Consider the following 24458-nt stretch of genomic DNA (forward strand, 5'->3'; position numbering starts at 1 on the left):
AGATTGCCGCCTCTTTCGTTGTTTTGAGCGATCGTAAATATTTTGTTGCCTAAAGCGATCCGAAATCTGTAAAATATAGGAGGCAAGTCAACATCCCTTCGGTTCATTCCTCGCAACTCAGATGTCGATCAATCAACGAAAACACACCCGCTTCTCTTTGGATATACCTGCGACGATCGTCACAAAATTTGGCGATCGCCAGGAAACGCTTTTGCAGCAGATAAGCATCGGCGGCTGTTTCACAGATTGGGAAGAGAATATCTATGCCGGCGATGAGTTTCGGTTAGAGATCGAACTTCCGAACAAAAACAGGCTTCCGCTTAAATGCAAGGCGATCTACCGCTTTGAAGACACGGGGATCGGAGTTCGGTTTTACGAGATATCGCAGTTCGAACAGGAACTTATATCGAAGATCATTTCAGAGCGAATGATCCGCGAGGGCCTGCCAATATTTCCTGACCCGTTCAATCAGCCTTCGAAATACATCGAAGAGGACGAAAGCCCAAAGATAACCAATCGCAGGCATGAACGGGAGGAAATGCTCGAAAAGGCGATGTCAGGTGAAGAAATTGCCTGATCAAATCGCTTGCCGGCGCCCCTCGATGATCTGTTGAAACGTTTGCCCCCTGAACTCTCCTTCGGTAAGACCAGTGGCAGATGCGACATCCGAATCATTGAATGCCCCGCAATCGGAACCCCGACGTAAGAAATTCAATACACCCTGAGCCGATGCCGCATCGTCAAAAGTGTTGCCCGAAAGCATGGCCCTTGATGCACCATCAATAAAATCGCGTAGACGAGCTGTCTGTGAATCGAAGGTCCGGAGGAAGAACGAATACACCGCGGCGTAGCGAGCCGGCAGTTGATTTGGATGAAGATCCCAGCTTTGGTAAAAACCATTGCTCATCGAATATGTGACGTTCTCGAAATGAGTTCGCCAACCTTCGAAGATCCGACGGCGGTTATCAGCGGTTTGCGACTTACTCAACCGTCCGCCATTGTGAACCGTCGTCGGAATTTGAGTTGTCACCGAATCTGCAAGCCGAATTCCCATCGGCGACAGCGTTAGCAGCATCAATTGTCGGGCCAAAACGCAGGCTTCGTGTCTGAGGCCCTGAAAATCGGCAGCTATGCCGAGGGACGACGTATAGTCGTATGCCCCAAAATGAGCTGCAATGACGCGCCCCTTGCCCGCATTCACCAGGTCGCGAAGTGCGAAATTACCTTTTGGCCCAATGATCGCAGCCGGTGTTTCGATCATCAATTCCAGCTTGATCGACCCATGGGGTAGGTTCGCCTTCTTTTCGACCTTTGTCAGATGGCTGTGAAGTTCGCGCACGTCCTTATGGGAGCTAACTTTAGGGAGTGTGACGACAAAATTGGGCGGGATCAGTCCGGCCGTCGATTCCAACAGTGTCGAAAGGAAAATATTCAATGTGCGTACTGATCGCGAATATGTCTCCGGTGCAAATGACTTGACTCGAAGGCCTGAGAAATAGGTGTTCGTGCCCTTTATGTACGTTTGTGCAAGTTCCTTAGCAGTGCGAAATGCATCTGCGTCTTCCTCGTCATCCGCTCTGAATCCGTAACCATCCTCGAAATCGATCCGAAAATCCTCAACAGGTTCGGTTTTCAGTTTTTCGACGGTCTTCTGATAAACGGTCCAGGCGAACCACGATGCATGGTCGCTCGATCTTGCGGTTGACGGATCCTTAGCGATCTGAAGATCGAGCCTCACGACCGCCTCGGGGAAATTCGGCAATGACTCGGTGCCCGGCAGACAAAACGCGTTCGCGAATTCGACAAAATTTGAAGCGTAGGTTTCGAGCGTCTTCAATGCGATCGATCCAAGCTTCGAAGCTATCGATGCAGAAAATCGATCTGCGCCGCCGTAAACGACATGTACCGGCATGCGCGTCGCTAAACGAACATTGGGAGTGTCCTTTTTTCTCCGCTTAACAATAAGCTTGACGCCCTCATCGCCTTCAGTTATGACCGTCTTCGACATAGCCGCTTCTAGTTAAATAGTTCGCCAAGAGCCTCGTCAACGCTTCGAACGCCGACCACACGAACACCAAGCAGTTTCTCTAATCCTTTGCGATTTGATTCGGGTAGAATGAGCTTTTTAAAGCCCATCGACTGTGCTTCGCGAGCCCGGGACTGAGCCTGCAAAACGCCGCGGATCTCACCAGTGAGTCCGATCTCACCGAAAACGGCAACATCCGGACCAACGGGCAGATTACGAAAGCTGGATGCGATAGCGGCGATAACGCCTAGATCCGCGGCCGGTTCGGTCACTTCCACGCCTCCGGCGATGTTGATAAACACGTCGTCGCCTGCAAGCTGCATTCCCAGCCGCTTTTCCAAAACCGCGATCAGCATAGACGTACGGTTGTAATCAAATCCCTGGGCCATTCGCCTGCCCGATGCCGAACGTGTCCCGCTTACAAGAGCCTGAACCTCGACCAGCATCGGACGAGTTCCTTCCATGCAGACCGTGACGACCGAGCCGCTTGCGCCTTCGGGGCGTTCCTGCAAAAAAAGTTCTGAAGGATTTCCAACGGCGACCAGCCCCGCGTTCGTCATCTCGAAAACACCGATCTCATTCGCCGCACCGAACCGATTCTTCGTGGCTCGGATTATCCGGTGATTGTGATGGCGGTCGCCCTCGAAATAAAGCACAGTGTCAACAATGTGCTCAAGAGTTTTTGGACCTGCGATCGAGCCTTCTTTCGTAACGTGGCCGGTGATGAAAACAGGTGTTGCCGTCTGTTTTGCAAAGAGCATCAGTTGCGCGGCGACATCGCGAACCTGTGAGACGCTTCCCGCGGCAGATTCAATCTTGTCGCTATGGATCGTCTGGATCGAGTCGACGATCAAAAAGTCCGGCCGAAGACTATCGGTTTCCGCAAGGATCGATCCGAGATTCGTCTCGGGAAGCAGGAAAAGCCGCTCGGCGTTGATGCCAATGCGCTCGCCGCGCATTTTGATCTGTCTCTCGGATTCTTCTCCCGATACGTACAAAACGATCGAGTCGTTGACGGCAAGCCTGTGAGCTATCTGCAACACGATAGTCGATTTCCCAATTCCAGGCGCGCCGCCAATAAGAACAAGCGAGCCAGCGACGATACCGCCGCCGAGAACGCGGTCAAATTCCTGGATGCCCGACGAAATACGGGCATCGTCCTGTGATTCGACTTGGCTAAACGCGATCGGCTTCGCGGCAGATGTCCACTGGGTTTTCCCGAACCCGGCGGCGACTGCCTGCGCTGCCGGACGAAACCTTTCCTCGACAAGCGTATTCCATTCTTCGCAGTCCGGACATTGACCGAGCCATTTACGCGATTGCCCGCCGCAATTCTGGCAAACGAAAATCGTTGAGGGTTGTTTTGCCATAGGCACTAGCGATCAGAACCGGGCTCAGAAAACACGTATGTTCCATCCAGAAAAAAGTAGTTCAGACCGATTTTCTCGAAACGAATTCGAACCGTTCCTGAACCTTTTGTTCGAAGATTCAAGTTATAACGGCCGTACGTCGACGTGGTACCGGTCATCGAAAACGGCGACTCGACAGTTGCTATGACCGGTGAATCGACCGTTGCAATAGGCGTTATCACACTCGCATTGAGATTCCACCGACTCTCAACATACCAAACCGGATAAATATTCTGGCCATTGATAAAAAGCGATTGCGGCCCATACGGCATGATCAACGAATAATCATAACGGCCGTCTGGTTTGATGGGATGATCGAGATAAACGCTATAGTACTGGGTCGCTCCAAATCGATAGGTTCTTACCGGATTCTGCGCACTGCCGGTGACGTCGAAGATCAATATGGTTTGATAATCAGGACGCGAAAACGAGTCTCCGCCGATGAAAATACTCCCCGAAGTAAGGGTCAAACGCTGAGCATTCAACCCGGCCGGAAGGAATATTAGTAGTGCTGTCGCAACGAATTTAGTTATTTGCCTTTTCACGATGTCGCCCCCTTGTCTGCGTGTACTTCGATCCTGTGAAATGGTATCAGAAAGACCGGTTGAAAAACACCTAGACGATCTTTGTGGTGAAGCTCGGTCGTTTTCGCTATCCTAAGGCCGTGAACGTAACTTCAATTCATGCATTTTCGGAAAAGGTCGCCCTAGTGACTGATGGCACCACCCCGATCGGAAAGGCCGTTGCGTTGCAGCTCGCATTACAGGGTGCATTCGTCATCGTGGGGGTCCCACCGTCAGGCAAAGGCGATCCGGCCATCGAAGCGTTGCGTGCGCTCGGCACCCTCGCATTTGCGGTCGACGCCGACGCCCAAACGCCCGACGGTGCAAGAACGCTGCTAGATAAGGTCGAGACCGAGTTTGCAAGGCTTGACCTTCTTGTCAATTGTCTGAAATCGGCGGGCGAATCGACGTTTCTGGTCAATTGCAAGGATGACGCCCTCGATTATTTTCCCGAGGGGGTTCGGCCAAGCTATTTGGTTACAAAGCTAGCGTCGAGACTGATGTCAAGCCGCCCGAAACCAAAGATCGTTAACGTCATTGCCGAACCTACCTCGGAAAGTGGCGATAGTGCAGTGACTGAAGCTTCATATTCGGCGGATCTTGATACGACGGAGTGGTTCTCGAGGAACCTACCCGACAGCTTTCGTGTAAATGCGGTCGTCGTAAAGGATGCAAATGAATCGGATTATTTGGACCATCCGGAATTCTTGCGGCCGAAGGGCACGGTCTCGCCTGATGACGTCGCACGCGTAGTATTGTTCTTGCTTTCGCCGGAAGCGGTTGCGGTCAACGGGAATGTTTTGAGGCTTGGTTAGGTTTCAGTCAGGCCAAAAAATGTAAACCATTAACAACACACGCTAATTCGTGCTAAGATTTCTCAGATGAAGCTCGACATACTCACAATCAGGATCGCCTTTGTCGGGTTACTGGCAGGAATTGGCTTTTTGCTGAATCCGCTTGCTCACACCGCGCGTCTTGATCCTATCGATGAACCGACGCGTAGATTTGTCTCGGCGGCCATTGGAGTCTTGATCGCAATTGCGATCATTGGTTTTGAGCTACGTGTAAGACGGGCAACGCTGAAGACATTGATCGGTGCGGCTGTTGGCTCGATACTTGGGATCGCCGGCGCATTTTTGATCGGAGTATTGATCTCGATCCAGGAAGTTCAGGCAGTTCCGGCTGAAATGAAGACCTTCCTGACGATCTCATTGGCGTTCTTTATGGGGTACGTTGGCCTAATGGTCGGTGCTGCGAAAGGCGATTATCTCGATCTCACTGCTCTTGGCGGCATTTTCAGCGATAAAAACACACCGCGTGACTATAAGATCCTTGATACGTCTGTGATCATTGACGGCCGAATCGCTGATGTTGCCGAAACGGGCTTTTTGAGCGGGACACTGATAATTCCGAATTTCATTCTCGCGGAACTGCAGCAGGTAGCCGATTCGGCAGATTCGTCAAAGCGGCAACGAGGCCGCCGCGGTCTGGACATGCTACAAAGACTTCGGAACAATAGTAAGCTCGATATCCAGATCGTCGAAACTGATTTTCCGGCAGTAAAAGAGGTCGATCTGAAATTGATCGAGCTCGGCAAACAGCTCGAGGCCGTGATCGTTACGAATGACTTTAACCTTAACAAGGTTTCGCAGCTCCGTGGCGTTTCCGTGCTCAATATCAACGAACTCGCAAATGCCCTGAAACCGGTGGTGCTGCCCGGCGAGGCGATGCGTGTTTTCGTGCTGAAAGAGGGCAAGGAATACAACCAAGGCGTTGCTTATCTAGACGATGGGACAATGGTCGTGATCGACAACGCCCGCAGGTTAATAGGTAAGACCGCCGATATCGCAGTAACCAGCGTCCTGCAGACGACCGCAGGGAAGATGATCTTTGGCAGGCTCTGGGAAGAGAAAGAAGACAACGGCGAGCATTCGAATGTTGCGATCCACGATTCCCGTTCTCTTGGCTTTCGAAAGGCAACTCGCGAACTGCGACAAACGACGATCATCGAGGAAGTCGATTAACCCGTCGCGAAACGATGAAAACTACAGCGATCATCGTTGCTGCCGGCTCCGGTTCACGTTTCAATTCCGATAAACCCAAACAATTTCTCGAGATCGGTGGAAAGCCGGTCATCGTTCACACACTGGAGCGATTTCAAGCCTCGCCGTCGGTTGACCATATCGTTCTTGTTCTTGCCGGTGATCAGATCGAACGTTTTGACCAACACTGTGTACCAAAGATCAACTCAATTGTCAGCGGTGGGGCGACGCGTGCACAATCGGTTCTCAACGGGCTAAACGCAGTCGACACCGAGACATCGATCATTGCCGTTCACGATGGGGCTCGGCCGTTGGTAACAGTCGAAGAGATCGAGCGCACGATCGAGAGAGCAAAGCACACCGGTGCTGCTTGTCTTGTCGCAGCTGTCACGGACACGATAAAAACGGTCGTGGGTGGCCAAATATCGGGAACTCTTGATAGAGCAAAACTGCGACGGGCATTTACTCCACAAGTATTTTCGGCCGATCTATTGAGACGGGCGTTCGACGACACCGATCTCGGTGAATCAGTGACCGATGAGTGTTTTCTTGTTGAAAGGCTGGGCCATCCCATTGCGGTAGTTGAGGGAAGCTCTCGCAATATTAAGATCACCTATCCGGAGGATCTCGCATTCGCGGAAGCTCTTTTGATGAAGTGAACCACCGGTCAAGATATTCCGGCGTTCCACATACTTTTGATGAAAAGCAGATGTACAGGATCGGACAAGGAAACGACATTCACAGGCTCGTCGCCGGGCGTCCGCTGATCATCGGGGGCGTGCGGTTAGATTCTGAGCTCGGTGCTGAAGGGCACTCGGATGCCGATGTGTTACTACACGCAGTAACCGATGCAATTCTCGGAGCACTGGCACTCGGGGATATTGGTTCGCATTTTCCGAACAGCGACGAACGTTGGCTCAATGCCGAAAGTTCGGTGTTTCTCAGATACGCCGTCGGACTCGCCAGGGAACGCGGCTACAAGGTTGCGAATCTGGATGCGACCGTTCATCTCGAGTATCCAAAATTGCGCCCGTACATCGAGGATATTCGCAGGGGACTCGCCCTTTCGCTCGAGATCGAAACCACCCAGATCAGTGTGAAGGCCAAAACAAGTGAGGGCGTCGATGCTGTCGGTGGTCGGCAAGCCGTTAGGGCTGACGCGGTCGTGCTGTTAGAAATAAGCAGCAGTTGATGGTCCGACATTGAATGTAACGTCCTCCAACAGATGGACTTGCTGACTGCCCTTGTGCGAAACTTGGGCAGTTTTTGTTTTCCATATTCAATGCGGCCACAAGAGATCATCGCAATTAAACGAGACGGCGGAGAGCTTTCGCATTCAGAGATCGGTGCTTTTATCGATGGTGTTTGCGATGGTTCTTGGGCCGATTACCAGATCACTGCAATGGTCATGGCGATGTTCATTCGCGGGATGAACCTTGCCGAACAGGACGCCATCACTGATGCAATGCTTCGGTCCGGCGAGGTACTCAGTTTTGAAGAGATCGGCAAACCCAAGGTCGACAAGCATTCGACCGGCGGGGTCGGGGATAAGACGTCCCTGATAATCGCACCACTTGCCGCAGCGTGCGGTCTGGCCGTCCCGATGATATCAGGCCGCGGCCTCGGACATACCGGTGGAACTTTGGATAAGCTCGAGGCGATACCGGGATTTAACGTTCGCCTTTCGAAGCAGGAGTTTCATTCTGTCATCGACGATTGCGGTTACGCGATGGCTGGTCAGACAGCTGAGATCGCTCCGGCGGATCGAAAGCTTTACGCTCTCCGCGATGCGACTGCAACGGTCCCATGCATCCCACTGATCGTTGCATCCATAATGTCAAAGAAGCTCGCCGAAGGGCTCGATGTACTAGTTCTGGACGTGAAGACCGGGTCGGGAGCATTCATGCAGAGGTTCGAGGACTCGCGAAAGCTCGCTGAGGCAATGGTAATGACCGGCACCAACTTTGGCGTCAGGACCGAAGCGGTGATCTCGGATATGGGCCAGCCTCTCGGCAGATTTGTCGGCAATGCGCTTGAGACGTATGAATGCATCAAGATACTTAAAGGCGAGCCATTACCGGGAAGCGAATCAACATTTGAACTTTCTCTCGACCTGACTTCGCGCTTGCTGGTGCTAGCCGGTGTATCGGCGGACCTCGGTACTGCACGACGGTTGGCGACAGCAAAGATAGATAGCGGGAACGCATTCGAGCGTTTTTGCCGCAATCTCGAACTCCAGGGCGGCGACCTTTCCGTTTGTGACGATCCGGAAAAGCTTGTCGATCCAACCCTGACCAAGGTCGAGATCAAGGCCGAGAATTCAGGCTGCATTTCAGAGATCGACACGCTCGCAATAGGAAATGCGATCGTCGAGATCGGCGGCGGCCGCACCCGCGCCGAAGATAAGATAGATCATGCAATAGGTTATGCGAGCATTTCACGGATCGGTGATCGTGTGATTACGGGGCAACCGATCGGCGAGCTATATTGCAGATCTGAGGAACAGGCCGATTCGATTGCGGCAAAGTTGAGACGTTCCTACCAAATACTTGACACGCAGATCACTCCTCCGCCGCTGATCCACAGGACAATTTCCAACTGAATTTCTTCGCAAGTATTCCACTTCCCGAACGTTCGAACTGCAGACGATCTCAAAGGGCGGCGATCTGAGCATATTTAAGGAGCGAACGAAATGGAACATAAATTCTTCAAAGTCGCGATATTGTTACTCGCATTTGTTGTGGGTGTTGCATTTGCGGGTATTTCATACATCAACCGCGAGATCCCGCGGGTCGAGGTTGAAGAGATACACGAGGCCGGACCTGAAACAAACGAGCCGACTCAAGGCAAGACCCTCGAAATGGTATTTGTCCTAGATACGACCGGGTCAATGGGCGGCTTGCTCGACGGAGCTAAACAAAAGATCTGGAGCATCGTTAATGAAGTGATGCAAAAACAGTCAAAGCCAGACGTTCGCGTCGGCTTCGTTGCGTATCGAGATCGGAATGATGAGTATGTCACCCAGATCGTGCCAATATCATCAGATCTCGACGCGGTCTATTCTAAACTAATGGACCTGGAAGCCGGCGGCGGTGGTGACACGCCTGAAAGCGTTCGGAAGGCGTTAGCTGAAGGTGTGGAAAAGGCAGGATGGTCGAAGTCCGGGGCAGCGAAGATCATCTTTCTTGTCGGCGATGCTCCTCCGCAGAATTACAGCGGCGAGCCTGATGTTCTCGCAACGACGACGGTCGCTGTTCGAAGGAATATTGTCGTGAACACGATACAATGCGGCGATGACCACGAAACACGGTCGATCTGGCAACAGGTTGCAAGAGCAGGACAAGGCAAATACTTTGCGATCGCACAGAACGGCGGGGTTGAAGAGATAAACACGCCGTTCGATTCGCGAATCGCAGAGCTCGGTCAAAAACTCGGGGGTACATTCATTGCCTACGGCGCACCGACACGACGTGCCGATCTCTCTATGGCGGCTGCAGAGACGGAATCGAAGATGGCGAATGCGGCGTCCAATACTGCGAGAGCCGACCGGGCGCTGAATAAAGCGGTGAACAAAGACGCTTACAATGGCGATCTGATCCAGGACATGGAGCGAGGAAGAATCAAGCTCGACGAGGTAAAGGCTGAAGATCTGCCGGACGATCTGCAAAGGGTCTCGCCGGCAGAGAGACAGCGGCAAGTGGATGCCCGGATCGCAGAAAGAAAGAAGATACGGCAAGAGATCCTCGAACTATCGAAACAGCGAGAAGCATTTCTTCGGGCTGAGGGGACGCGTTCAGGCCGCTCGGGCGGGTTCGACTCCGCAGTTCGAGCGGCACTTGCCGACCAACTGGCTCGACGCGGCATCGAATAGATGGTTCGCCTTCGATACTTCCTTGCCCAAAACCTTAGATGTTTGTAAGCTAATGAGGCTGACCACCCTTTGGTAAGCAAATAGTCTATGAACATCAACACGATAAAAATGGCGATGCTCGGCATGATCGCCATTTTCACTGTTTCGTCGTGCGCAGTGCGTTCGGAGACAAAGCGAGTTGGCTGCAGCACGCGTGTCGGGATAGTTTTTGACATTGGCGGTAAAAATGATCGTTCGTTCAATGCGGCCGCCTGGGAAGGCGTAAAGCGTGCAGAAAAGGAATTGAATATCTGCCTCTACGACGTTGAACCGGGAAATCCGACTTCGATCGAGCCTGCGATGCGCGCCTTTGCAGAGAAGAACTTTGACCTTGTCGTCGGGGTGGGCTTCGCTCAAGGGCCGATCATGCAAAAAGTCGCGATCGACTATCCCGAAGTGAAGTTTGCGATCGTGGACGGTGTCATCTTCGAAAAGGACGGGAAGACACCGAAACGAAATGTAGCTTCTCTAGTTTTCCGTGAGCACGAAGGCTCATATCTTGTGGGCATGATAGCCGCGGCGAAATCGCGGACTGGTGTCCTGGGCTTTCTGGGCGGAATGGACATTCCGCTTATTCATCGATTCAACAAAGGCTACGAAGAAGGAGCAAAGGCGGTAAACCCGAAGATCCAAATAGTGACAAACTATGTTGGCGTGACCGACCATGCATGGAACAATCCGGGAAAGGGCAAAGAACTCGCCCTTTCGCAGATCGAGAAAGGTGCGGACGTAATCTTCACCGCAGCCGGGAATTCCGGGCTTGGTGCCTTCGATGCTGTTGAGCAATACGGTCAGAACATGGATGGCCAGGCGAACCGATTCGTGATCGGGGTCGATTCCAATCAGAACGGCGTAAAACCAGGATTTGTTCTCACCTCGATGGTAAAACGGGTCGACAACGCTGTCTATGACGCCGTCAAAGAGGTGATCGAAGGTAAGTTTCAGGGCGGGTTCCATGTATTCGGACTCGACAAGGATGGCGTTGCATATGCGATGGATGAATTCAACGAACCGCTGGTCCCGGCGAACGTTATCGAACGTGTAGAAGCAGCAAAAGCAAAAATAGTTGCCGGAGAGATCAAGGTGACCGACGCGATGGCGAATTAGGAAAGCGATGCTCGAAGTACGAAACGTCAGGAAGGTATTCGGAGATTGTGTCGCAAACGACGATGTGTCTCTAAAGGTCGAAAATGGCACGATTCATGCCATCGTAGGCGAGAACGGGGCAGGCAAATCTACCGTGATGCGCGTGGTTTATGGGTTTTATAACCCGGACGCCGGCGAGATATTGGTGGACGGAAAGCCGGTTGCGATTCGAAATCCACACGACGCTATCGCCCTCGGCATAGGTATGGTGCATCAGCATTTCTTGCTGGTCGATACGATGACGGTCGCGGAGAATATTGTCCTCGGCGCAGAAACCGGCTCGACGGTGAACCTCGATCTCGATAAGGCCGAACACGATATCAAAAAGCTATCTGATGATCTGAAACTCGATGTTGACCCAGCCGCGTTGATCGAGGACCTCTCGGTCGGGGCTCAGCAGCGGGTCGAATTGCTAAAAGCCCTATACCGCGATGCCAGGCTGCTGATCCTGGATGAGCCGACTGCGGTGCTGACACCGCAGGAGGTCGAAGAGTTTTTCAAAATACTGCGGCGTATGAAGGCGCAGGGCAAGACCATCATCATTATTACCCACAAACTTGAGGAAGTCCTCGCGATTTCCGATGAGGTTACCGTCATGCGCGATGGCAGATCGGTGGGTAACGTGAGAACCTCTGAAACGAACGCGAAAGAGTTGGCGAGGATGATAGTTGGCCGTGAGGTGCTTCTCCGGGTCGATAAACCGGAGTCGAAGCCAACCGATGTCGTTTTGGAAGTAAGGAATCTGTCGGTTCGGGGAAAGCACGATGTGGCGGTCGACGACATTTCTTTCGAGGTCCGAGCCGGCGAGATCGTCGGGATAGCCGGGATCGAGGGTAACGGCCAGACCGAGCTTGTTGAGGCCCTAGCTGGTTTGGTGCGTTGTTCGGGTGGTTCGATCTGGTTTGACGGACGGGATGTGACATCTCTTGATGCCAGGCGGAAGAAGGAACTCGGTATCGCGCACATCCCGGAAGACCGACAAAAACGAGGACTCCTGCTTAATTCTGATCTTGCCGAAAACGCGATCTTGGGCGTCCATTATCGACCACCGGTCACGTTTGGCCTTGGCATTATTGACAACAGCGTTGTCAGATCGCGCGTTGCACAGATCATCGAAGATTTTGATGTACGTCCGCCCAATCCGTCCTTGACTGCAAAAGCACTGTCTGGCGGCAACCAGCAGAAACTGATAATCGGGCGCGAATTTGGCCATCAGCCGAAATTGCTGCTTGTTTCACAACCGACCCGCGGGGTCGATATCGGGGCGATCGAGTTTATCCATCGAAAATTGATCGAAATGCGTGATGCAGGCACGGCTGTCCTGTTGATCTCGGCAGAGCTCGAAGAAGTGACGGCACTTGCCGATCGGTTGATGGTCATTCGCGAAGGGAAGATCGTCGGCGAGGTCGATCCGACGAGTACGACCAGTGAGTCCATAGGTTTACTGATGACCGGAGGTTAGCCGGAATGGTCCTAACCTGTGAAAATGGTTGAGTTCAAAAGCGTCGCGCCGAATTTTGTTGTCGCTGACGTTGTCGCAACAGCGGAGTATTATCGCGACGTGTTCGGTTTTGAGATACTTGGTTTCTTTGGCGAGCCGCCGGTGTTCGCAATGGTAGGCCGAGGCGGCGCGGAATTTCATTTCGGAAAGGCGGACGCCGAACCGCAGCGGACAAACCTCGAATTTCGTCAGATCAGCAGTGACGCATATATATGGGTATCGGACATCGAGGAATTGTTTAAGGAGCTAACAGCCGCAGGTGCGGACATTATCCTTGGCCCCGTTCGTCGGGTCTACGATTGCGTCGAACTTGAAGTACGGGACTGTAACGGATTCAAACTAGTTTTCTCACAAGGGTGATCACGCTGCCTTGACGTCCTTCACTCCAAACATCGAAACAAGCCTCTCGACGGCCTGATGCAGATTTTCAATTGACGTCGCATACGAAAATCGAAGAAATCCGTCGGCACCAAAACCAGCACCGTCAGTCACGACCGTAAAAGCTTCGTTCAACATTGCCTCAGCTACGTCCGCCGAATTAGCGAATTGCTCCCCGAGCATTTCGCCGACATCAACAAAAGCATAAAATGCTCCCTCGGGCATCGGACATCTGAAACCTTTGATCGTGTTCAATGCTGGGATCAACCAATCGCGCCGACGATGATATTCAACGAGCATATCATTTACAGCGTTCATCGAGGCATCATGATCTGCCATCGCCATCGCACAAGCGTATTGTACGAACGACGTTGGGTGCGTCGCCGAATGGCTTTGGAGCTTTACCATTGCCTTCGTCCATTCCGGGCTGGCGATCGTGTACCCCGCCCGCCAACCGGTCATAGCATAAGTTTTTGAAAAGCTGCCCGCAACGCAAACGAACTCGCGGAGTTCCGGCGGAAGGCTCGCCGACGAAAAGACCTCACCTGGCGGATATGCGAAGAAAAGATAGCATTCGTCCGTTAGGACATAGACGCCGTTTTCCGCACACGTCTCGACTATCCTGACCATTTCGCGCGGAGGTATTACCCTTCCGGTCGGGTTGTTGGGCGAATTGACGATCAGGAGTTTGGTCTTATCGGTGATCGCCGCCTTGACCTGTTCGGCAGTCAGCACGAACTCGGTTTCTGCTGTCTCGATAAAGACGTTCTTTGCCCCGCAAAAAGCACCGATCTCGGGGAATGTGACCCAATATGGTTTAGGTATAAGCAATTCGTCGCCGGGATTGAGTATCGTGCACGCTGCGTTAAAAAGGGCTTGTTTACCTCCGCACGACGCCGCGATCGATGACACTGAAAGTTCGGCCCCGAACCGCTCGGCATAAAAGGACGCGATCGATTCCTGAAATATTTTGAGACCGGAACTTGGTGTATATTTCGTAAGGCCCTTAGCCAGGCCTTCGACAGCGTATTCCTTGATAAAGGCCGGCGTTTCAAAGTCGGGTTCGCCGACCGTCAGGTCGATAACGCTATGCCCTTTTTCACGCAGATCCGCTGCTGCCTGAGCCGCTAGAAGCGTTGAAGAGCCCTTCATCGCCGCGACTCTTTCAGAAACAGGAAATGATTTCGACATTTAGGTATCTTATCCTATAGCGAACTAGTCAATGAACAGCCGGTATGCGGGCCGCGCTTACCTGCCTGATTTTTCACGCATTTTGGCCTCGACCAGCTCGGGAATCAAGCCATCGACGTGACCTCCGAGTTCGAAGACCTGCTTCATCAGCGTCGACGAAACGTATGAATATTCCTCGCCCGCCATTAGAAAGACCGTTTCGATCGAGGGTTCAAGTTTGCGGTTCATCAACGCCATTCGAAGTTCATATTCGTAATCGCTTACGGCGCGTATGCCGCGAACGATCGCAGTTGCATTCTTTTCCTTTGCAAAATGAGCCGTGAGGCCTGAAAAACTGTCTACGACCAATCGGCAGGAGTGCCCATTTAACGAGGGCAATATTTCGGCGATCATCGCACATCGTTCTTCGACCGTAAACATCGGATTCTTCTCCGGATTGTTCAAGATTGCAATAATTATTTCGTCGAATAGCGGAAGGCTGCGCTTGATGATATCAAGGTGTCCGTTCGTAAGTGGATCGAAAGAGCCCGGGAAGATTGCACGACGCATAATTGTAGGGATCGGATAATTAGAACGCGTTCTGGTTCGTGCGTTCGGGATGCTTAAAAGTTCATGGCTAACAGCTTCTTTCCCTTTGCAACTGCTTCGGTATGTTCCGGGATGAATGCGGGGTCTGGTTTGAGGTCAAACAACGCATCAAGCTGCTTGCGGGCATCCGCGTCACGCTTTACCGCGAGATATGCTTCGGCCAGGTGCAGCCTTATATTCGCGTTGTCTTTGTTAATGCCGAGCCCTTTTTCCAAATATTCGACCGCCTTCTCTGCTTTTCCGCCCTTCAGGTTGCGTGTCTCCATTTCAAGCTGGCCCAGGGCATCAAATGCACTTGCACCCTGATAGCCCGGATCGATCGCAACCACTTTTAACATCGCCTCTCGTATATCGTCGACGGACTTGATCCCGACCGTGATCGGACTGAGCCTCGAAAGCTCACCGAGATTGGCCGCGTACCAAAAATGTCCTTCCGGGCTGGATGGTTGAACACGCGAAGCAATGCGGCCCGCGTCGCGCCCGGTTTCGAAGATCTTATTCGCTTCGTTTTCAGATTCGGTACGTTTGCCAAGGAAATAGCTGAATTTTGCAAACTTCCATTCAACTTCATAGTTTCTTTCGGCCGGATTGCGCGCCTCTGATAGTACTTTTACCGCCTTTCTCAAACTCTCGATATCCTCCCGGGCAGCAAACAGCTTCTCAGCCGTCTCAATTGCCGGTCCGATCGTGATAGCACCCGGCGAGCCCGGCGAGGTTTCGCCGTCCGCACGCATTGAACATGACGACTGTAGGCACAATGTAATTACAAATGTAATTAAAACGTAAAGTTTGCACGAATTCATGTCGCAATTCCTCGCCAACGTGCTAATATTCTCCGCATATAGAGCGGACATCAAAGTTGCGACTAAAATAGCACAAAGCCCGTATGAATAAAAACGGAAATGCAGCGGCGTTCTACGATCTCGAAGGCACGCTCGTCAGCACAAACCTCGTCCACACGCTCGCTTTCTATGCGAAGCGGCAGCAAGGCATTTGGCAGACGGCCAAGAAAAGTGTCGGAACGCTGGCTAAGTTGCCGTTTTTTGGCGTAACGGATCTCTATTCGCGCAATGTTTTTAACGAAGTGTTCTTTCGCAGCTACTCGGGTTTTTCGCAGGATAGACTTCGTTACTTTTCCGAGGAGCTGTTCGAAGATGTTCTGAAGCCGGCGATCTTTCCGGGTACCGCAGAACTGATAGCTCAGGGCAAGAAGATCGGCCAGCATCAGGTCGTACTGACGGGGGCTCTTGATTTTACGATCGAGAGGATGATGGATTATCTCGGCATTGATGATTACGTTGCGAACCGGCTCGAATTTGTGAACGGATACGCGACCGGCCGCGTACTGCCGCCGGTAATGGCATCGGCGACGAAGGCGAAGTGGATACGCGAATACGCGGAAAAGAACAATATCAACCTCAGCGAATCTTACGCTTATTCAGACAGCATCTCAGATCTGCCAATGCTGTCGATCGTCGGTCATCCGGTCGCGGTCTGCCCTGATTTTCGCCTCAAGCAAACTGCCCGCCAGCATGACTGGGCAGTACTGGATTTGAAATAACAATCGAAAGAAATGACAACGGAGAAGCAGTGAAGGACTTAAAACGAACCGGGGGATGGCTGATAGTACTTGCTCTGATCGCGGTCACAACGGCCGTCGGACAGCTCGCGGTCGGCAAACGGAACGAGGACGCTAAAAAGCCAAGTTCGAAATATTTCGACGCCGTCAAATTGCTGAATGACGTTGAGTATCTTGCATCGGACGAGCGTGAGGGACGCTCGCCGCTTCGGCCGTCGATCGAACAAACCAGGGCGTATGTCGAAACACAGTTTCGCAGGTCCGGCCTGGTGCCAATTCGCGATTCGTTTCGACAAGATTTTCAGATCACAGAACGCGGCACCGAAAGAAAGGTCGCGGGCGTCAATTTTGTCGGGCAGATCAAGGGCAAGAAGCGATCGGACAAGTATATTGTGATCACTGCTCACTACGACCACCTTGGGATTCGCAACGGCTCGGTCTATAACGGAGCTGACGACAATGCCTCGGGGACAGCGGCTCTTTTTGCGATCGCAGAGTACTTTGCGAAGGAAACACCACAGCACTCATTGGTCTTCGTAGCTTTTGATGCTGAAGAAATGGGACTGCTCGGAGCAACGGAATTCGTCGCGAATCCGCCGGTTGCGAAGGAAAATATCTTGTTGAACATAAATATGGATATGATCTCGCGGAGCGATAAGGGCGAATTATACGCGGCAGGGACCTTTCATTATCCCCAGTTCAAGCCGGCACTCGAAGCCGCACAGAAAAAAGCGAAAGTGAAACTTTTGCTTGGACACGACCGGCCCGAGCTTGGGATGGGCGACTGGACGAACCAATCTGACCATGCCGCCTTTCACGCAGCGAAGATCCCTTTCATCTATTTCGGCGTTGAGGACCACAAGGACTATCACCGCCCAACCGACGATTTCGTGAACATCCAGCCGGAGTTTTATGTGAGGGCGGTGGAGACGATTATTGAGGCTCTTCGAAGCTTTGACAAATAAGTGTAGAGCCGGCGATTTGGAGATGAAGGCAACTTTTTTCATATTTTTGACGCTCTTCGGATTTTTAAGCGGGGCGTGTATTGATTATCGTTCTCGGAACGATGCCGCAGTTGAGCGACTAAGACAGGCATTCCTGCAAGATGACTTCAACCAGATTTACAACGAGGCGGACAGCATCACTCGTGATGGACTTTCGCGGGATGAATTTTCAGCTCGTTTGCGTCCTGCCGTGCGATTGCTTAAAAGTATCGATCCGGAGCTGAACTGGCGTCGCGATGAACGTGGTTCTCCGGAAAAGGCGATTTACCGCGACGATAACTGGTCGGCCCTGATTCTGGAGAGAAATGATCGGAAGGTGGCCATAACACTTGATTGGGGCGACCAATTTCGATTGTGCGGGATGGCGATATCCGGTGATGTTCCGGACGGAGGTAATCGGATTTTTCGAAATTGCGATTAACGATCTTTAGGATTATGGCACTTTCACTAAGACGCAAAACGCACGAATCGATCGTGTATATCGACAAGGACTCGGCACCGCGGATCATGCCGAATGGCGAAGATTTTATCCTTGAGGACATTCCGATCGGGACACGGGTCATTTATCCGAATCCGCCGATCAAGGGTTTGCCGAATCGCGAGGCGGCGATCCGGTATGCCGTAAACCACCCTATCGAGATGGAGCCGCTATATGCACTGCTCGAACCGGGGATGCGGGTGACGATCGCGATGGACGACATTTCGCTGCCGCTGCCGCCGATGGCGACGCCGGATATGCGGCAGACGATGCTTGAGGTCGTGCTGGATATGTGCGGCGCGAACGGCGTCGACGATATTCATCTCATCATCGCAAACTCGCTGCACCGCAAGATGACGGCGTGGGAAATGAAGCGGATGGTGGGCGATGCGATCTATAACGAATATTACCCCGACCGCTATTACAACCACGACGCCGAAGACGACGACAATCTGGTCACGCTCGGCCACACGCGCCACAACGAACCGCTTCGTGTGAACAAGCGAGCGATCGAGAGCGACCTGCTGATCTATCTGAACATCAACCTTGTCCCGATGGACGGCGGGCATAAGTCCGTGGCGGTGGGGTTATGCGATTACGAATCCTTGCGTGCTCACCACGAGCCGCAGACGATCCGCGATTCGCATTCCTATATGGACCCGCCTGCATCCGAGCTGAACCACAAGGTCATCCGGTTGGGCAAGCTTGTCGATGAGCAGTGCAAGGTGTTTCATATCGAAACTGCCTTGAACAACAGGATGTTCCCTGAGGGCTACGACATCCTGACGCGGAACGAGGACGAGTTTTCGTTCATGGACCGGATGAAGTGGGAAGCGATGGCGAGAACATTCTCAAAAATGCCGCGTGCCGCACGCAGGAAGATGCTTCATGCCATCCCGGCCCAGTATGAACTGATAGGCTGCTACGCGGGCAAGACCGAGCCGGTCCACGACAAGATCCTCGAGCTCAACTATAGGCAGTACGAAATTCCGGTAAAGGGCCAGTGCGACATCCTGATCTCGGGCATCCCGGACATCTCGCCGTATAACGTCTATTCGGCGTTGAATCCGCTGCTCGTGCAGGTGATGGCGCTCGGGTACCACTTCAATATGTACCGGAACAAGCCGCTGCTCAGAAAGGGCGGCGTGATGATCATTACGCATCCGTGTTTCGACGAGTTCGATCACAATTTTCACCCGTCGTACATCGAGTTTTTCCACCGGCTGCTGCCGGAATCGCGCGATGCGTTCTACCTTCGCGAAAAATACGAACGCGAGTTCGCGTCGAACCCGGCATACGTCGAGATGTACCGCCGCGGCAACGCATATCACGGTGCGCACCCATTCTTTATGTGGTACTGGGGCGAAAACGGCCGCCAGCACGTCGGCAAGGTCATCGTCGCCGGAGCCGAAAACGCCCACGTCCCCGAAATGCTAGGCTGGGAACGTGCCGACAACCTGACCGAGGCAATCGCTATGGGCCGCTCGTATATGGGCCGCAACGCCGAGATAACGATGCTGCATCAGCCGATTATTGGGTTGTGTAATGTGAGTGATTAGACTCAGGCGGTCACGGTTTGTGACCGCTTCGATTCCAACGATGCTTGAGATTGAATTCGAAGAACCATCAACAATCACCTGCGAATGCTGCCAGGGAAGCACGACTCGGTTGACTAGGTTTGTATATCAGGATGACGATGCGTTCGCGGTTTATTATGCGTTGTTTTCGGATAAGCACCGGCACGACGGAGTTGTCGGCATCGTGAGCTTGGGTGAGTGGGACGACGATGAGATTCCGCCATCGCGCGTCGCCTTTTCATTCCGACTCTGGGAAGGCGAAGACAACTTTAACGTCACGATCATCGATGCGAACGAGTCTGAATGGTCGGACGTCGAAATACTTGGTCGCAAGCTTACACGTGAGGAGGCCCTAGACCATCCATGGGTTAAGGATGTCTACCACATCATCGACCATGTGATCGATGAGGATCCTGTGATTCGAGAGTTCTTTTCTTCGGAACCAGTTCATTGACGAAAGTAATGAAACTATCACCATCAGAAATATTTAAGGGCAAGAACATCTTCTTTATCGGCGGGACGGGATTCGTCGGGAAGGTGACTTTGTCGATGCTGCTGCACAATTTTCCGGATATCGGAAAGGTTTATGCGACGGTGCGGGCGCGGGATGAGAATGAATCAAGGACGCGGTTTTGGACGAGTATTGTCACGTCGCCGACGTTTGATCCATTAAGGGAGAAGTACGGCGACGGGTTCGACGACTTCATTAAGTCAAAGGTAGTTCCGGTCAACGGCGACGTAGGCAATGAGTATCTCGGGCTTGACGAAAAGGAAGCTAAGAAGATAATGCGCGTTACCGACATCATCATAAATGGTGCCGGAAATGTAACGTTTAATCCGCCGCTTGAGTCGGCATTACGTACAAACGTCGTAGGTTCGAACAACATTATCAAGATGGCCCGAATGATGAAGAAGCCGCGGCTTGTGCACGTTTCGACGTGTTTTGTTGCAGGGAAGCGTTCGGGAGCGATCTGGGAGAACGAGCCGGTCGTCGGTTATTTTCCGCGAAAGAACGAGCTTGTCGGCACGACCTTCGACGTGAATCGCGAGATCGAGGATTGTGCCCGCTTGAGCGAACAAGCACGTCAGGAAGCCGACGACGCGGTCCAGGCCGCAAAGTTTCGTGAACAGGCCCGCAATCGATTTATCGAAGAAGGCCGCGATCCGGACGATGAGGCTGAGCTGAAATCGGCGATCTTTCGCGAACGCAAAATGTGGATCCGCGAAAGGACGACGGAACTTGGTGCCGAGCGAGCCGAGTATTGGGGATGGACGAATATTTATACATATTCGAAGTCGCTCGCCGAGCAGATCATTGCTTCGCAGGACGACATCGTGAAGACGTTGGTGCGTCCGTCGATCGTCGAATCATCGAATCAGTATCCGTTCCCGGGCTGGAACGAGGGATTTACGACCACCGCACCGCTGATCCTGATCGCACTTCGCGGACAGCCGATAATTCCGGTCAACGAAAAATTGATCCTCGATATCATCCCGGTCGACATGGTAGCCGGCGTGATAATCGCGGCGGCAATGAATGCACTGGTCGATGACGATCCGCCACTTGTTTTCCAGGCATCATCGGGCGATTCGAATCCGAACGATATGAAACGCATCGTCGGGCTTGTCGGGCTTTACAAGCGACAGCATTTTGACGAAAAGGAAACAGGTAACAAGATCATCAACAAGCTTGCCGGAATGGTCGAGGCCGTCCCGGTGAAACAGCGTACTTACGAACTGACCAGTGCTCCGATGCTGAACAAGTTAGCGAAAAGGGCAGACGATCTGATGGATCGTGCAACACCGCGTTGGGGCGGCGGGCGGATCGGCAATATCATCTCTGACCTCAAAAGATCGACCGAAGATTTCAAACAGGCGACCCAGGACACGATGGACGCGTTTGCGATGTTCAAACCGTTCATGATCGATAACGAATATCTTTATCGATCTGATAATGTTCGGGCATTGATGTCTGTCATTAAGGAGAAGGAAAAGCATCTGTTGCCTTGGTATCCCGAAAAGCTCGATTGGTATGACTATTGGTTGAACGTCCATTTTCCGGGAATGCGAAAGTGGGTTTTGCCGACACTTGAAGAAGAGCTGAAAGCGGTCGAAAAGCGTTCGTACACCTACAAGGACCTGCTTGACCTCTTTGACACCTCCGTTAAGCGTTTTCCGACCCGTGTCGCAATGCGGATCGAGCGAAACGGACGACGTGAGCAATATACATATGATGATGTCCGCGAACTGACGATGCGCGCGGCCGGCTTTCTCGCAGACAAGGGCATCAAACCGGGCGATCGGGTGATCTTGTTCTCGAACAATATGCCCGAATGGGGGATGACCTATTTCGGGATCCTCAAGGCCGGTGCGACGGCGGTCCCGATCGACCCGGCGAGTTCAGTTGATGAGATCGTCAATTTTGCAAAGGCGGGTGAGGTCTCCGCGATAGTCGTTTCGCCGAAGCTGTCAGCTGAGCATCCGGAATTGAAAGCAAAGCTCGATGAGGCGATAGACAGCCGGAAAAAAGGTGGCGTTTCGGTTTGGACGTTCGATGAGGTCTTCGAATTGCCTGACGAGCTTGAGGAATCCAAGCGGCTCGCTCTGCTGCCTGCAAAAGTGCTCGGCAACGCGGTCGCGTCGCTGATCTTCACCTCGGGCACGACGGGCAAGCCAAAGGCCGTGATGCTCTCGCACAAGAACTTTACGAACATGATCTCGATGCTGTCGTCCGTACTTGATATGGATCTGACTGACGGCGTGCTCTCCGTCCTGCCGATGCACCACACGTTTGAATTTTCGGCAGGTTTTCTCACGCCGTTCTCAAATGGTACGCAGATCACATATCTAAACGAACTTACCGCAGAAGATCTTTCACGTACGATCGAAAACGGCCATGTTACCGGCATGGTGGGCGTTCCAGCTCTTTGGGAAATGCTACACAGGCGGATAAAGACCCGACTTCGTGAACGCGGCGATTGGATCGCCGATCTGGCTGACAATATCATCGAGTTCAACGCGTGGATACGCGATAATACGCCATTCAATCTGGGGCCGATCGTCTTTTTCCCGATCCATCAGGGAATGGGCGGGAAGATGCGCTATTTGATATCAGGCGGTTCGGCGTTATCCGAAAAAGTTCAAAAAGACCTGCATGGTCTGGGATTCACGGTGCTCGAGGGCTACGGCCTGACGGAGTCCTCACCGGTTTTGACCGTCGCCCGGCCCGGCAACAAATTGTTGAGAGGCAGTGTCGGTAAACCGCTTCCCGGGGTCGAGGTGCGGATCAATGATCCTGACGAAAGCGGTATCGGCGAGGTGTTGGCGCGCGGTCAGAACGTCATGCTTGGCTATTACAACAATGACGAAGCGACCGAGGAAGTCCTCCAGGATCGATGGCTGCGGACGGGCGACCTCGGCAGGCTCGACGAAGACGGAAATCTCTTCATCGTCGGCCGTTCAAAGGACGTTATCATCGATTCTAACGGAAAGAATATTTATCCGGATGAGATCGAAGAGATATATTCCAAGTCCGGGTTCATAAAAGAACTGAGCGTGGTCGGTCTGCCCGAGGACGACGGCGGGGAAAAGATAGCGGCGTTGGTCGTCCCTGATTACGAACACGATATCGCTCTGTCCCGGGCGGACGTCAACAAAAGGATCGAAGAGTACTTTCGTGAGATCGCGGCCTCGCTGCCCTTCTTCAAACGGATCAAGGTATTTCACATAACTCCGTTCGAGTTGCCGCGAACTGCGACCCGGAAAGTTAAACGTCCAGAGGTCGTCGAGATGCTTCAGTCACTCGAAGAACGTTCAAAGAACAAAACGATAGCCGCGACGGAGTCAAAGAGTGACGACAATCTATTGTGGATCCGGAAGATCGTCGCAACCGTTTCAAGCAGGCCATTATCGGAAATCGCCGTAGAAGATAAACTCGCGAATCTCGGTTTTGATTCGCTGATGTTCGTCGAACTCCAGGCGGCGGTCGAAGATGCCGGAGGCCGTGTGCTTTCTCCAGACGCGTTGAACGAGGTTCAGACGGTCCGCGAATTGTTGACCGCGGTCAAGCGAATAGATAGGTCTAAACGTCTTGCAGATGAGCCAAAGATCGAAGAGAAAAAAGATGACGAGGACATTTTTATCCCTTCGCTGGTCCGGAGAATAGGGAACGCCGCAGTCGATTTTGCTCAGGAACGTCTTTACAAGAACGTCCTTGATACGACGATCGAAGGGCAGGGCAACGTGCCTCAGCATGTAAATTTCATCGTTGCGCCGAACCACGCATCCCATATCGATACCGGACTGGTCAAGACCGCCCTCGGCAAGGCCGTTGCAGAACAGACCGTAGCGGTCGCCGCTGCTGACTACTGGTTCGATACCAAATATAAGCGGGCGTACATGAACAACTTTACGACGCTTGTACCTATCGAGCGAACGGGAAGTTTGAGGCAGTCGCTGCGACATGTTACGCGGATCCTGAACGAGGGCTATAACGCGCTGATATTTCCGGAAGGAACCCGCTCGCTGACGGGCGAGATCGCCGAATTCAAACCGGTGATCGGCTATCTTGCCCTCAATCAGAAGATAGGAATACTTCCGATACAGCTCTGGGGAACATTCGAAGCATATCCAAAGGGTATGACGATCCCTGCCAAGCAGAGCATCGGAGCTAAGATCGGGGCTCGGATCGGTAAATTCCTTTCGTACGAAGAGCTTCGCGATATGACCAAAGGTGTGCCTAACACAGAGGCTTACAGGCTCATAGCGGCCCGCGTCCAACACGAGGTCGAGAATATGCGTGATGGCAGGCGAGACAAGTTCGATGTCGTTTCGGTAAGAAAGGCTTGGAAGGCCGAGCGTCGTAAAGTTCGGAAACCGGAACCAATGATTGATGAATAAAATGGGAGGTCCTAAGACCTCCCGACGGACCTCTCTAGCGAGCGTTTTGGATCGCCGGAAGAAGCAGGCCGATCAAAACCGGTATTGATGCCGAAACAACAAGAAGTTCGATGAGTGTGAAACCCATGATGCCTTTGAGTCGATTAGTAGTGTTCTTCATAATTAGT

22 protein-coding genes and 1 pseudogene are annotated in these 24458 nt (G+C 52.5%); 16 read left to right on the forward strand and 7 right to left on the reverse strand.

The genetic code is table 11. From position 1 onward, the window contains the following. Nucleotides 1-121: 121 nt before the first annotated feature. Nucleotides 122-577, forward strand: coding sequence for a PilZ domain-containing protein (locus IPM28_16610; protein MBK9174605.1), 456 nt, complete (start codon nucleotides 122-124; stop codon nucleotides 575-577). Here IPM28_16610 and IPM28_16615 read toward each other — a convergent pair whose 3' ends face one another. Genes IPM28_16615 through IPM28_16625 form a run of 3 tightly spaced genes read right to left on the reverse strand, consistent with a single transcriptional unit; the run spans nucleotide 578 to nucleotide 3980 of the window. Further along, a complete protein-coding gene (locus IPM28_16615; GenBank protein MBK9174606.1) occupies nucleotides 578-2008 on the reverse strand; it encodes a phosphoenolpyruvate kinase in 1431 nt (476 codons plus the stop codon). An 8-nt stretch (nucleotides 2009-2016) separates the two neighbouring features. After that, nucleotides 2017-3396, reverse strand: a complete 1380-nt coding sequence (gene radA, locus IPM28_16620) for a DNA repair protein RadA (protein ID MBK9174607.1) — start codon at nucleotides 3394-3396, stop codon at nucleotides 2017-2019. 5 nt (nucleotides 3397-3401) lie between these two features. Continuing rightward, complete coding sequence (locus IPM28_16625; GenBank protein ID MBK9174608.1) at nucleotides 3402-3980, reverse strand: hypothetical protein; 579 nt, start codon at nucleotides 3978-3980, stop codon at nucleotides 3402-3404. A gap of 119 nt (nucleotides 3981-4099) precedes the next feature. Here IPM28_16625 and IPM28_16630 point away from each other — a divergent pair, with 119 nt between their 5' ends. The 9 genes from IPM28_16630 (at nucleotide 4100) to IPM28_16670 (ending at nucleotide 12957) form a co-directional block, all read left to right on the forward strand. Continuing rightward, nucleotides 4100-4813, forward strand: a complete 714-nt coding sequence (locus IPM28_16630; GenBank protein ID MBK9174609.1) for an SDR family NAD(P)-dependent oxidoreductase — start codon at nucleotides 4100-4102, stop codon at nucleotides 4811-4813. Nucleotides 4814-4879: 66 nt separating this feature from the next. Further along, complete coding sequence (locus IPM28_16635; protein ID MBK9174610.1) at nucleotides 4880-6022, forward strand: TRAM domain-containing protein; 1143 nt, start codon at nucleotides 4880-4882, stop codon at nucleotides 6020-6022. 14 nt (nucleotides 6023-6036) lie between these two features. Beyond that, nucleotides 6037-6699 (forward strand): 2-C-methyl-D-erythritol 4-phosphate cytidylyltransferase, encoded by a 663-nt coding sequence (gene ispD, locus IPM28_16640; GenBank protein MBK9174611.1) that lies wholly within the window; start codon nucleotides 6037-6039, stop codon nucleotides 6697-6699. A gap of 50 nt (nucleotides 6700-6749) precedes the next feature. Then, nucleotides 6750-7232 (forward strand): 2-C-methyl-D-erythritol 2,4-cyclodiphosphate synthase, encoded by a 483-nt coding sequence (locus IPM28_16645; protein ID MBK9174612.1) that lies wholly within the window; start codon nucleotides 6750-6752, stop codon nucleotides 7230-7232. 90 nt (nucleotides 7233-7322) lie between these two features. Further along, the gene (locus IPM28_16650; GenBank protein MBK9174613.1) at nucleotides 7323-8642 is read left to right on the forward strand and encodes a thymidine phosphorylase; all 1320 of its coding nucleotides are present in this window, start codon (nucleotides 7323-7325) and stop codon (nucleotides 8640-8642) included. A 90-nt stretch (nucleotides 8643-8732) separates the two neighbouring features. Next, nucleotides 8733-9911 carry a VWA domain-containing protein gene (locus IPM28_16655; protein ID MBK9174614.1) on the forward strand — a complete coding sequence of 393 codons (1179 nt, stop codon included), beginning with the start codon at nucleotides 8733-8735 and terminating at the stop codon, nucleotides 9909-9911. A gap of 108 nt (nucleotides 9912-10019) precedes the next feature. Beyond that, the gene (locus IPM28_16660; GenBank protein ID MBK9174615.1) at nucleotides 10020-11057 is read left to right on the forward strand and encodes a BMP family ABC transporter substrate-binding protein; all 1038 of its coding nucleotides are present in this window, start codon (nucleotides 10020-10022) and stop codon (nucleotides 11055-11057) included. A 7-nt stretch (nucleotides 11058-11064) separates the two neighbouring features. Then, nucleotides 11065-12558 (forward strand): ABC transporter ATP-binding protein, encoded by a 1494-nt coding sequence (locus IPM28_16665; protein ID MBK9174616.1) that lies wholly within the window; start codon nucleotides 11065-11067, stop codon nucleotides 12556-12558. Nucleotides 12559-12582: 24 nt separating this feature from the next. Next, complete coding sequence (locus IPM28_16670; GenBank protein ID MBK9174617.1) at nucleotides 12583-12957, forward strand: hypothetical protein; 375 nt, start codon at nucleotides 12583-12585, stop codon at nucleotides 12955-12957. Here the strand turns inward: IPM28_16670 and IPM28_16675 are convergent, their stop codons facing one another. Genes IPM28_16675 through IPM28_16685 form a run of 3 tightly spaced genes read right to left on the reverse strand, consistent with a single transcriptional unit; the run spans nucleotide 12958 to nucleotide 15488 of the window. Next, a complete protein-coding gene (locus IPM28_16675; GenBank protein MBK9174618.1) occupies nucleotides 12958-14166 on the reverse strand; it encodes a pyridoxal phosphate-dependent aminotransferase in 1209 nt (402 codons plus the stop codon). A gap of 57 nt (nucleotides 14167-14223) precedes the next feature. Next, nucleotides 14224-14718 (reverse strand): pantetheine-phosphate adenylyltransferase, encoded by a 495-nt coding sequence (coaD, locus tag IPM28_16680; protein ID MBK9174619.1) that lies wholly within the window; start codon nucleotides 14716-14718, stop codon nucleotides 14224-14226. Between the two features lie 50 nt (nucleotides 14719-14768). Continuing rightward, nucleotides 14769-15488 (reverse strand): tetratricopeptide repeat protein, encoded by a 720-nt coding sequence (locus IPM28_16685; protein ID MBK9174620.1) that lies wholly within the window; start codon nucleotides 15486-15488, stop codon nucleotides 14769-14771. A 152-nt stretch (nucleotides 15489-15640) separates the two neighbouring features. Here IPM28_16685 and IPM28_16690 point away from each other — a divergent pair, with 152 nt between their 5' ends. The 6 genes from IPM28_16690 to IPM28_16715 all read left to right on the forward strand — a co-directional run bounded on the left by IPM28_16690 (nucleotide 15641) and on the right by IPM28_16715 (nucleotide 24291). Beyond that, nucleotides 15641-16315, forward strand: coding sequence for an HAD-IB family hydrolase (locus IPM28_16690; protein ID MBK9174621.1), 675 nt, complete (start codon nucleotides 15641-15643; stop codon nucleotides 16313-16315). Between the two features lie 77 nt (nucleotides 16316-16392). Further along, nucleotides 16393-17298, forward strand: a complete 906-nt coding sequence (locus tag IPM28_16695) for a M28 family peptidase (protein ID MBK9174622.1) — start codon at nucleotides 16393-16395, stop codon at nucleotides 17296-17298. 22 nt (nucleotides 17299-17320) lie between these two features. Next, nucleotides 17321-17758 (forward strand): hypothetical protein, encoded by a 438-nt coding sequence (locus tag IPM28_16700; GenBank protein ID MBK9174623.1) that lies wholly within the window; start codon nucleotides 17321-17323, stop codon nucleotides 17756-17758. Between the two features lie 14 nt (nucleotides 17759-17772). Beyond that, nucleotides 17773-19374: a DUF2088 domain-containing protein gene (locus tag IPM28_16705; protein MBK9174624.1), complete on the forward strand. Its 1602-nt coding sequence runs from the start codon at nucleotides 17773-17775 to the stop codon at nucleotides 19372-19374. Between the two features lie 40 nt (nucleotides 19375-19414). After that, nucleotides 19415-19846, forward strand: a complete 432-nt coding sequence (locus tag IPM28_16710) for a hypothetical protein (GenBank protein MBK9174625.1) — start codon at nucleotides 19415-19417, stop codon at nucleotides 19844-19846. An 8-nt stretch (nucleotides 19847-19854) separates the two neighbouring features. Then, nucleotides 19855-24291 carry an AMP-binding protein gene (locus IPM28_16715; protein MBK9174626.1) on the forward strand — a complete coding sequence of 1479 codons (4437 nt, stop codon included), beginning with the start codon at nucleotides 19855-19857 and terminating at the stop codon, nucleotides 24289-24291. A gap of 40 nt (nucleotides 24292-24331) precedes the next feature. Here the strand turns inward: IPM28_16715 and IPM28_16720 are convergent. Then, a pseudogene (locus IPM28_16720) lies at nucleotides 24332-24451 on the reverse strand (prepilin-type N-terminal cleavage/methylation domain-containing protein). Between the last annotated feature and the right edge of the window lie 7 nt (nucleotides 24452-24458).

Origin of the sequence: Chloracidobacterium sp., from assembly GCA_016716305.1 — a bacterium.
Lineage (GTDB): Bacteria > Acidobacteriota > Blastocatellia > Pyrinomonadales > Pyrinomonadaceae > OLB17.

What these genes read in the sequence shown, in the direction of transcription:
- IPM28_16610 (MBK9174605.1), top strand. Translation starts at nt 122, where the DNA reads ATGTCGATCAATCAACGAAAACACACCCGCTTCTCTTTGGATATACCT.
- IPM28_16615 (MBK9174606.1), bottom strand. Translation starts at nt 2,008, where the DNA reads ATGTCGAAGACGGTCATAACTGAAGGCGATGAGGGCGTCAAGCTTATT.
- radA (MBK9174607.1), bottom strand. Translation starts at nt 3,396, where the DNA reads ATGGCAAAACAACCCTCAACGATTTTCGTTTGCCAGAATTGCGGCGGG.
- IPM28_16635 (MBK9174610.1), top strand. Translation starts at nt 4,880, where the DNA reads ATGAAGCTCGACATACTCACAATCAGGATCGCCTTTGTCGGGTTACTG.
- ispD (MBK9174611.1), top strand. Translation starts at nt 6,037, where the DNA reads ATGAAAACTACAGCGATCATCGTTGCTGCCGGCTCCGGTTCACGTTTC.
- IPM28_16645 (MBK9174612.1), top strand. Translation starts at nt 6,750, where the DNA reads ATGTACAGGATCGGACAAGGAAACGACATTCACAGGCTCGTCGCCGGG.
- IPM28_16650 (MBK9174613.1), top strand. Translation starts at nt 7,323, where the DNA reads ATGCGGCCACAAGAGATCATCGCAATTAAACGAGACGGCGGAGAGCTT.
- IPM28_16655 (MBK9174614.1), top strand. Translation starts at nt 8,733, where the DNA reads ATGGAACATAAATTCTTCAAAGTCGCGATATTGTTACTCGCATTTGTT.
- IPM28_16660 (MBK9174615.1), top strand. Translation starts at nt 10,020, where the DNA reads ATGGCGATGCTCGGCATGATCGCCATTTTCACTGTTTCGTCGTGCGCA.
- IPM28_16665 (MBK9174616.1), top strand. Translation starts at nt 11,065, where the DNA reads ATGCTCGAAGTACGAAACGTCAGGAAGGTATTCGGAGATTGTGTCGCA.
- IPM28_16670 (MBK9174617.1), top strand. Translation starts at nt 12,583, where the DNA reads ATGGTTGAGTTCAAAAGCGTCGCGCCGAATTTTGTTGTCGCTGACGTT.
- IPM28_16675 (MBK9174618.1), bottom strand. Translation starts at nt 14,166, where the DNA reads ATGTCGAAATCATTTCCTGTTTCTGAAAGAGTCGCGGCGATGAAGGGC.
- IPM28_16685 (MBK9174620.1), bottom strand. Translation starts at nt 15,488, where the DNA reads ATGCGTGCGGACGGCGAAACCTCGCCGGGCTCGCCGGGTGCTATCACG.
- IPM28_16690 (MBK9174621.1), top strand. Translation starts at nt 15,641, where the DNA reads ATGAATAAAAACGGAAATGCAGCGGCGTTCTACGATCTCGAAGGCACG.
- IPM28_16700 (MBK9174623.1), top strand. Translation starts at nt 17,321, where the DNA reads ATGAAGGCAACTTTTTTCATATTTTTGACGCTCTTCGGATTTTTAAGC.
- IPM28_16705 (MBK9174624.1), top strand. Translation starts at nt 17,773, where the DNA reads ATGGCACTTTCACTAAGACGCAAAACGCACGAATCGATCGTGTATATC.
- IPM28_16710 (MBK9174625.1), top strand. Translation starts at nt 19,415, where the DNA reads ATGCTTGAGATTGAATTCGAAGAACCATCAACAATCACCTGCGAATGC.
- IPM28_16715 (MBK9174626.1), top strand. Translation starts at nt 19,855, where the DNA reads ATGAAACTATCACCATCAGAAATATTTAAGGGCAAGAACATCTTCTTT.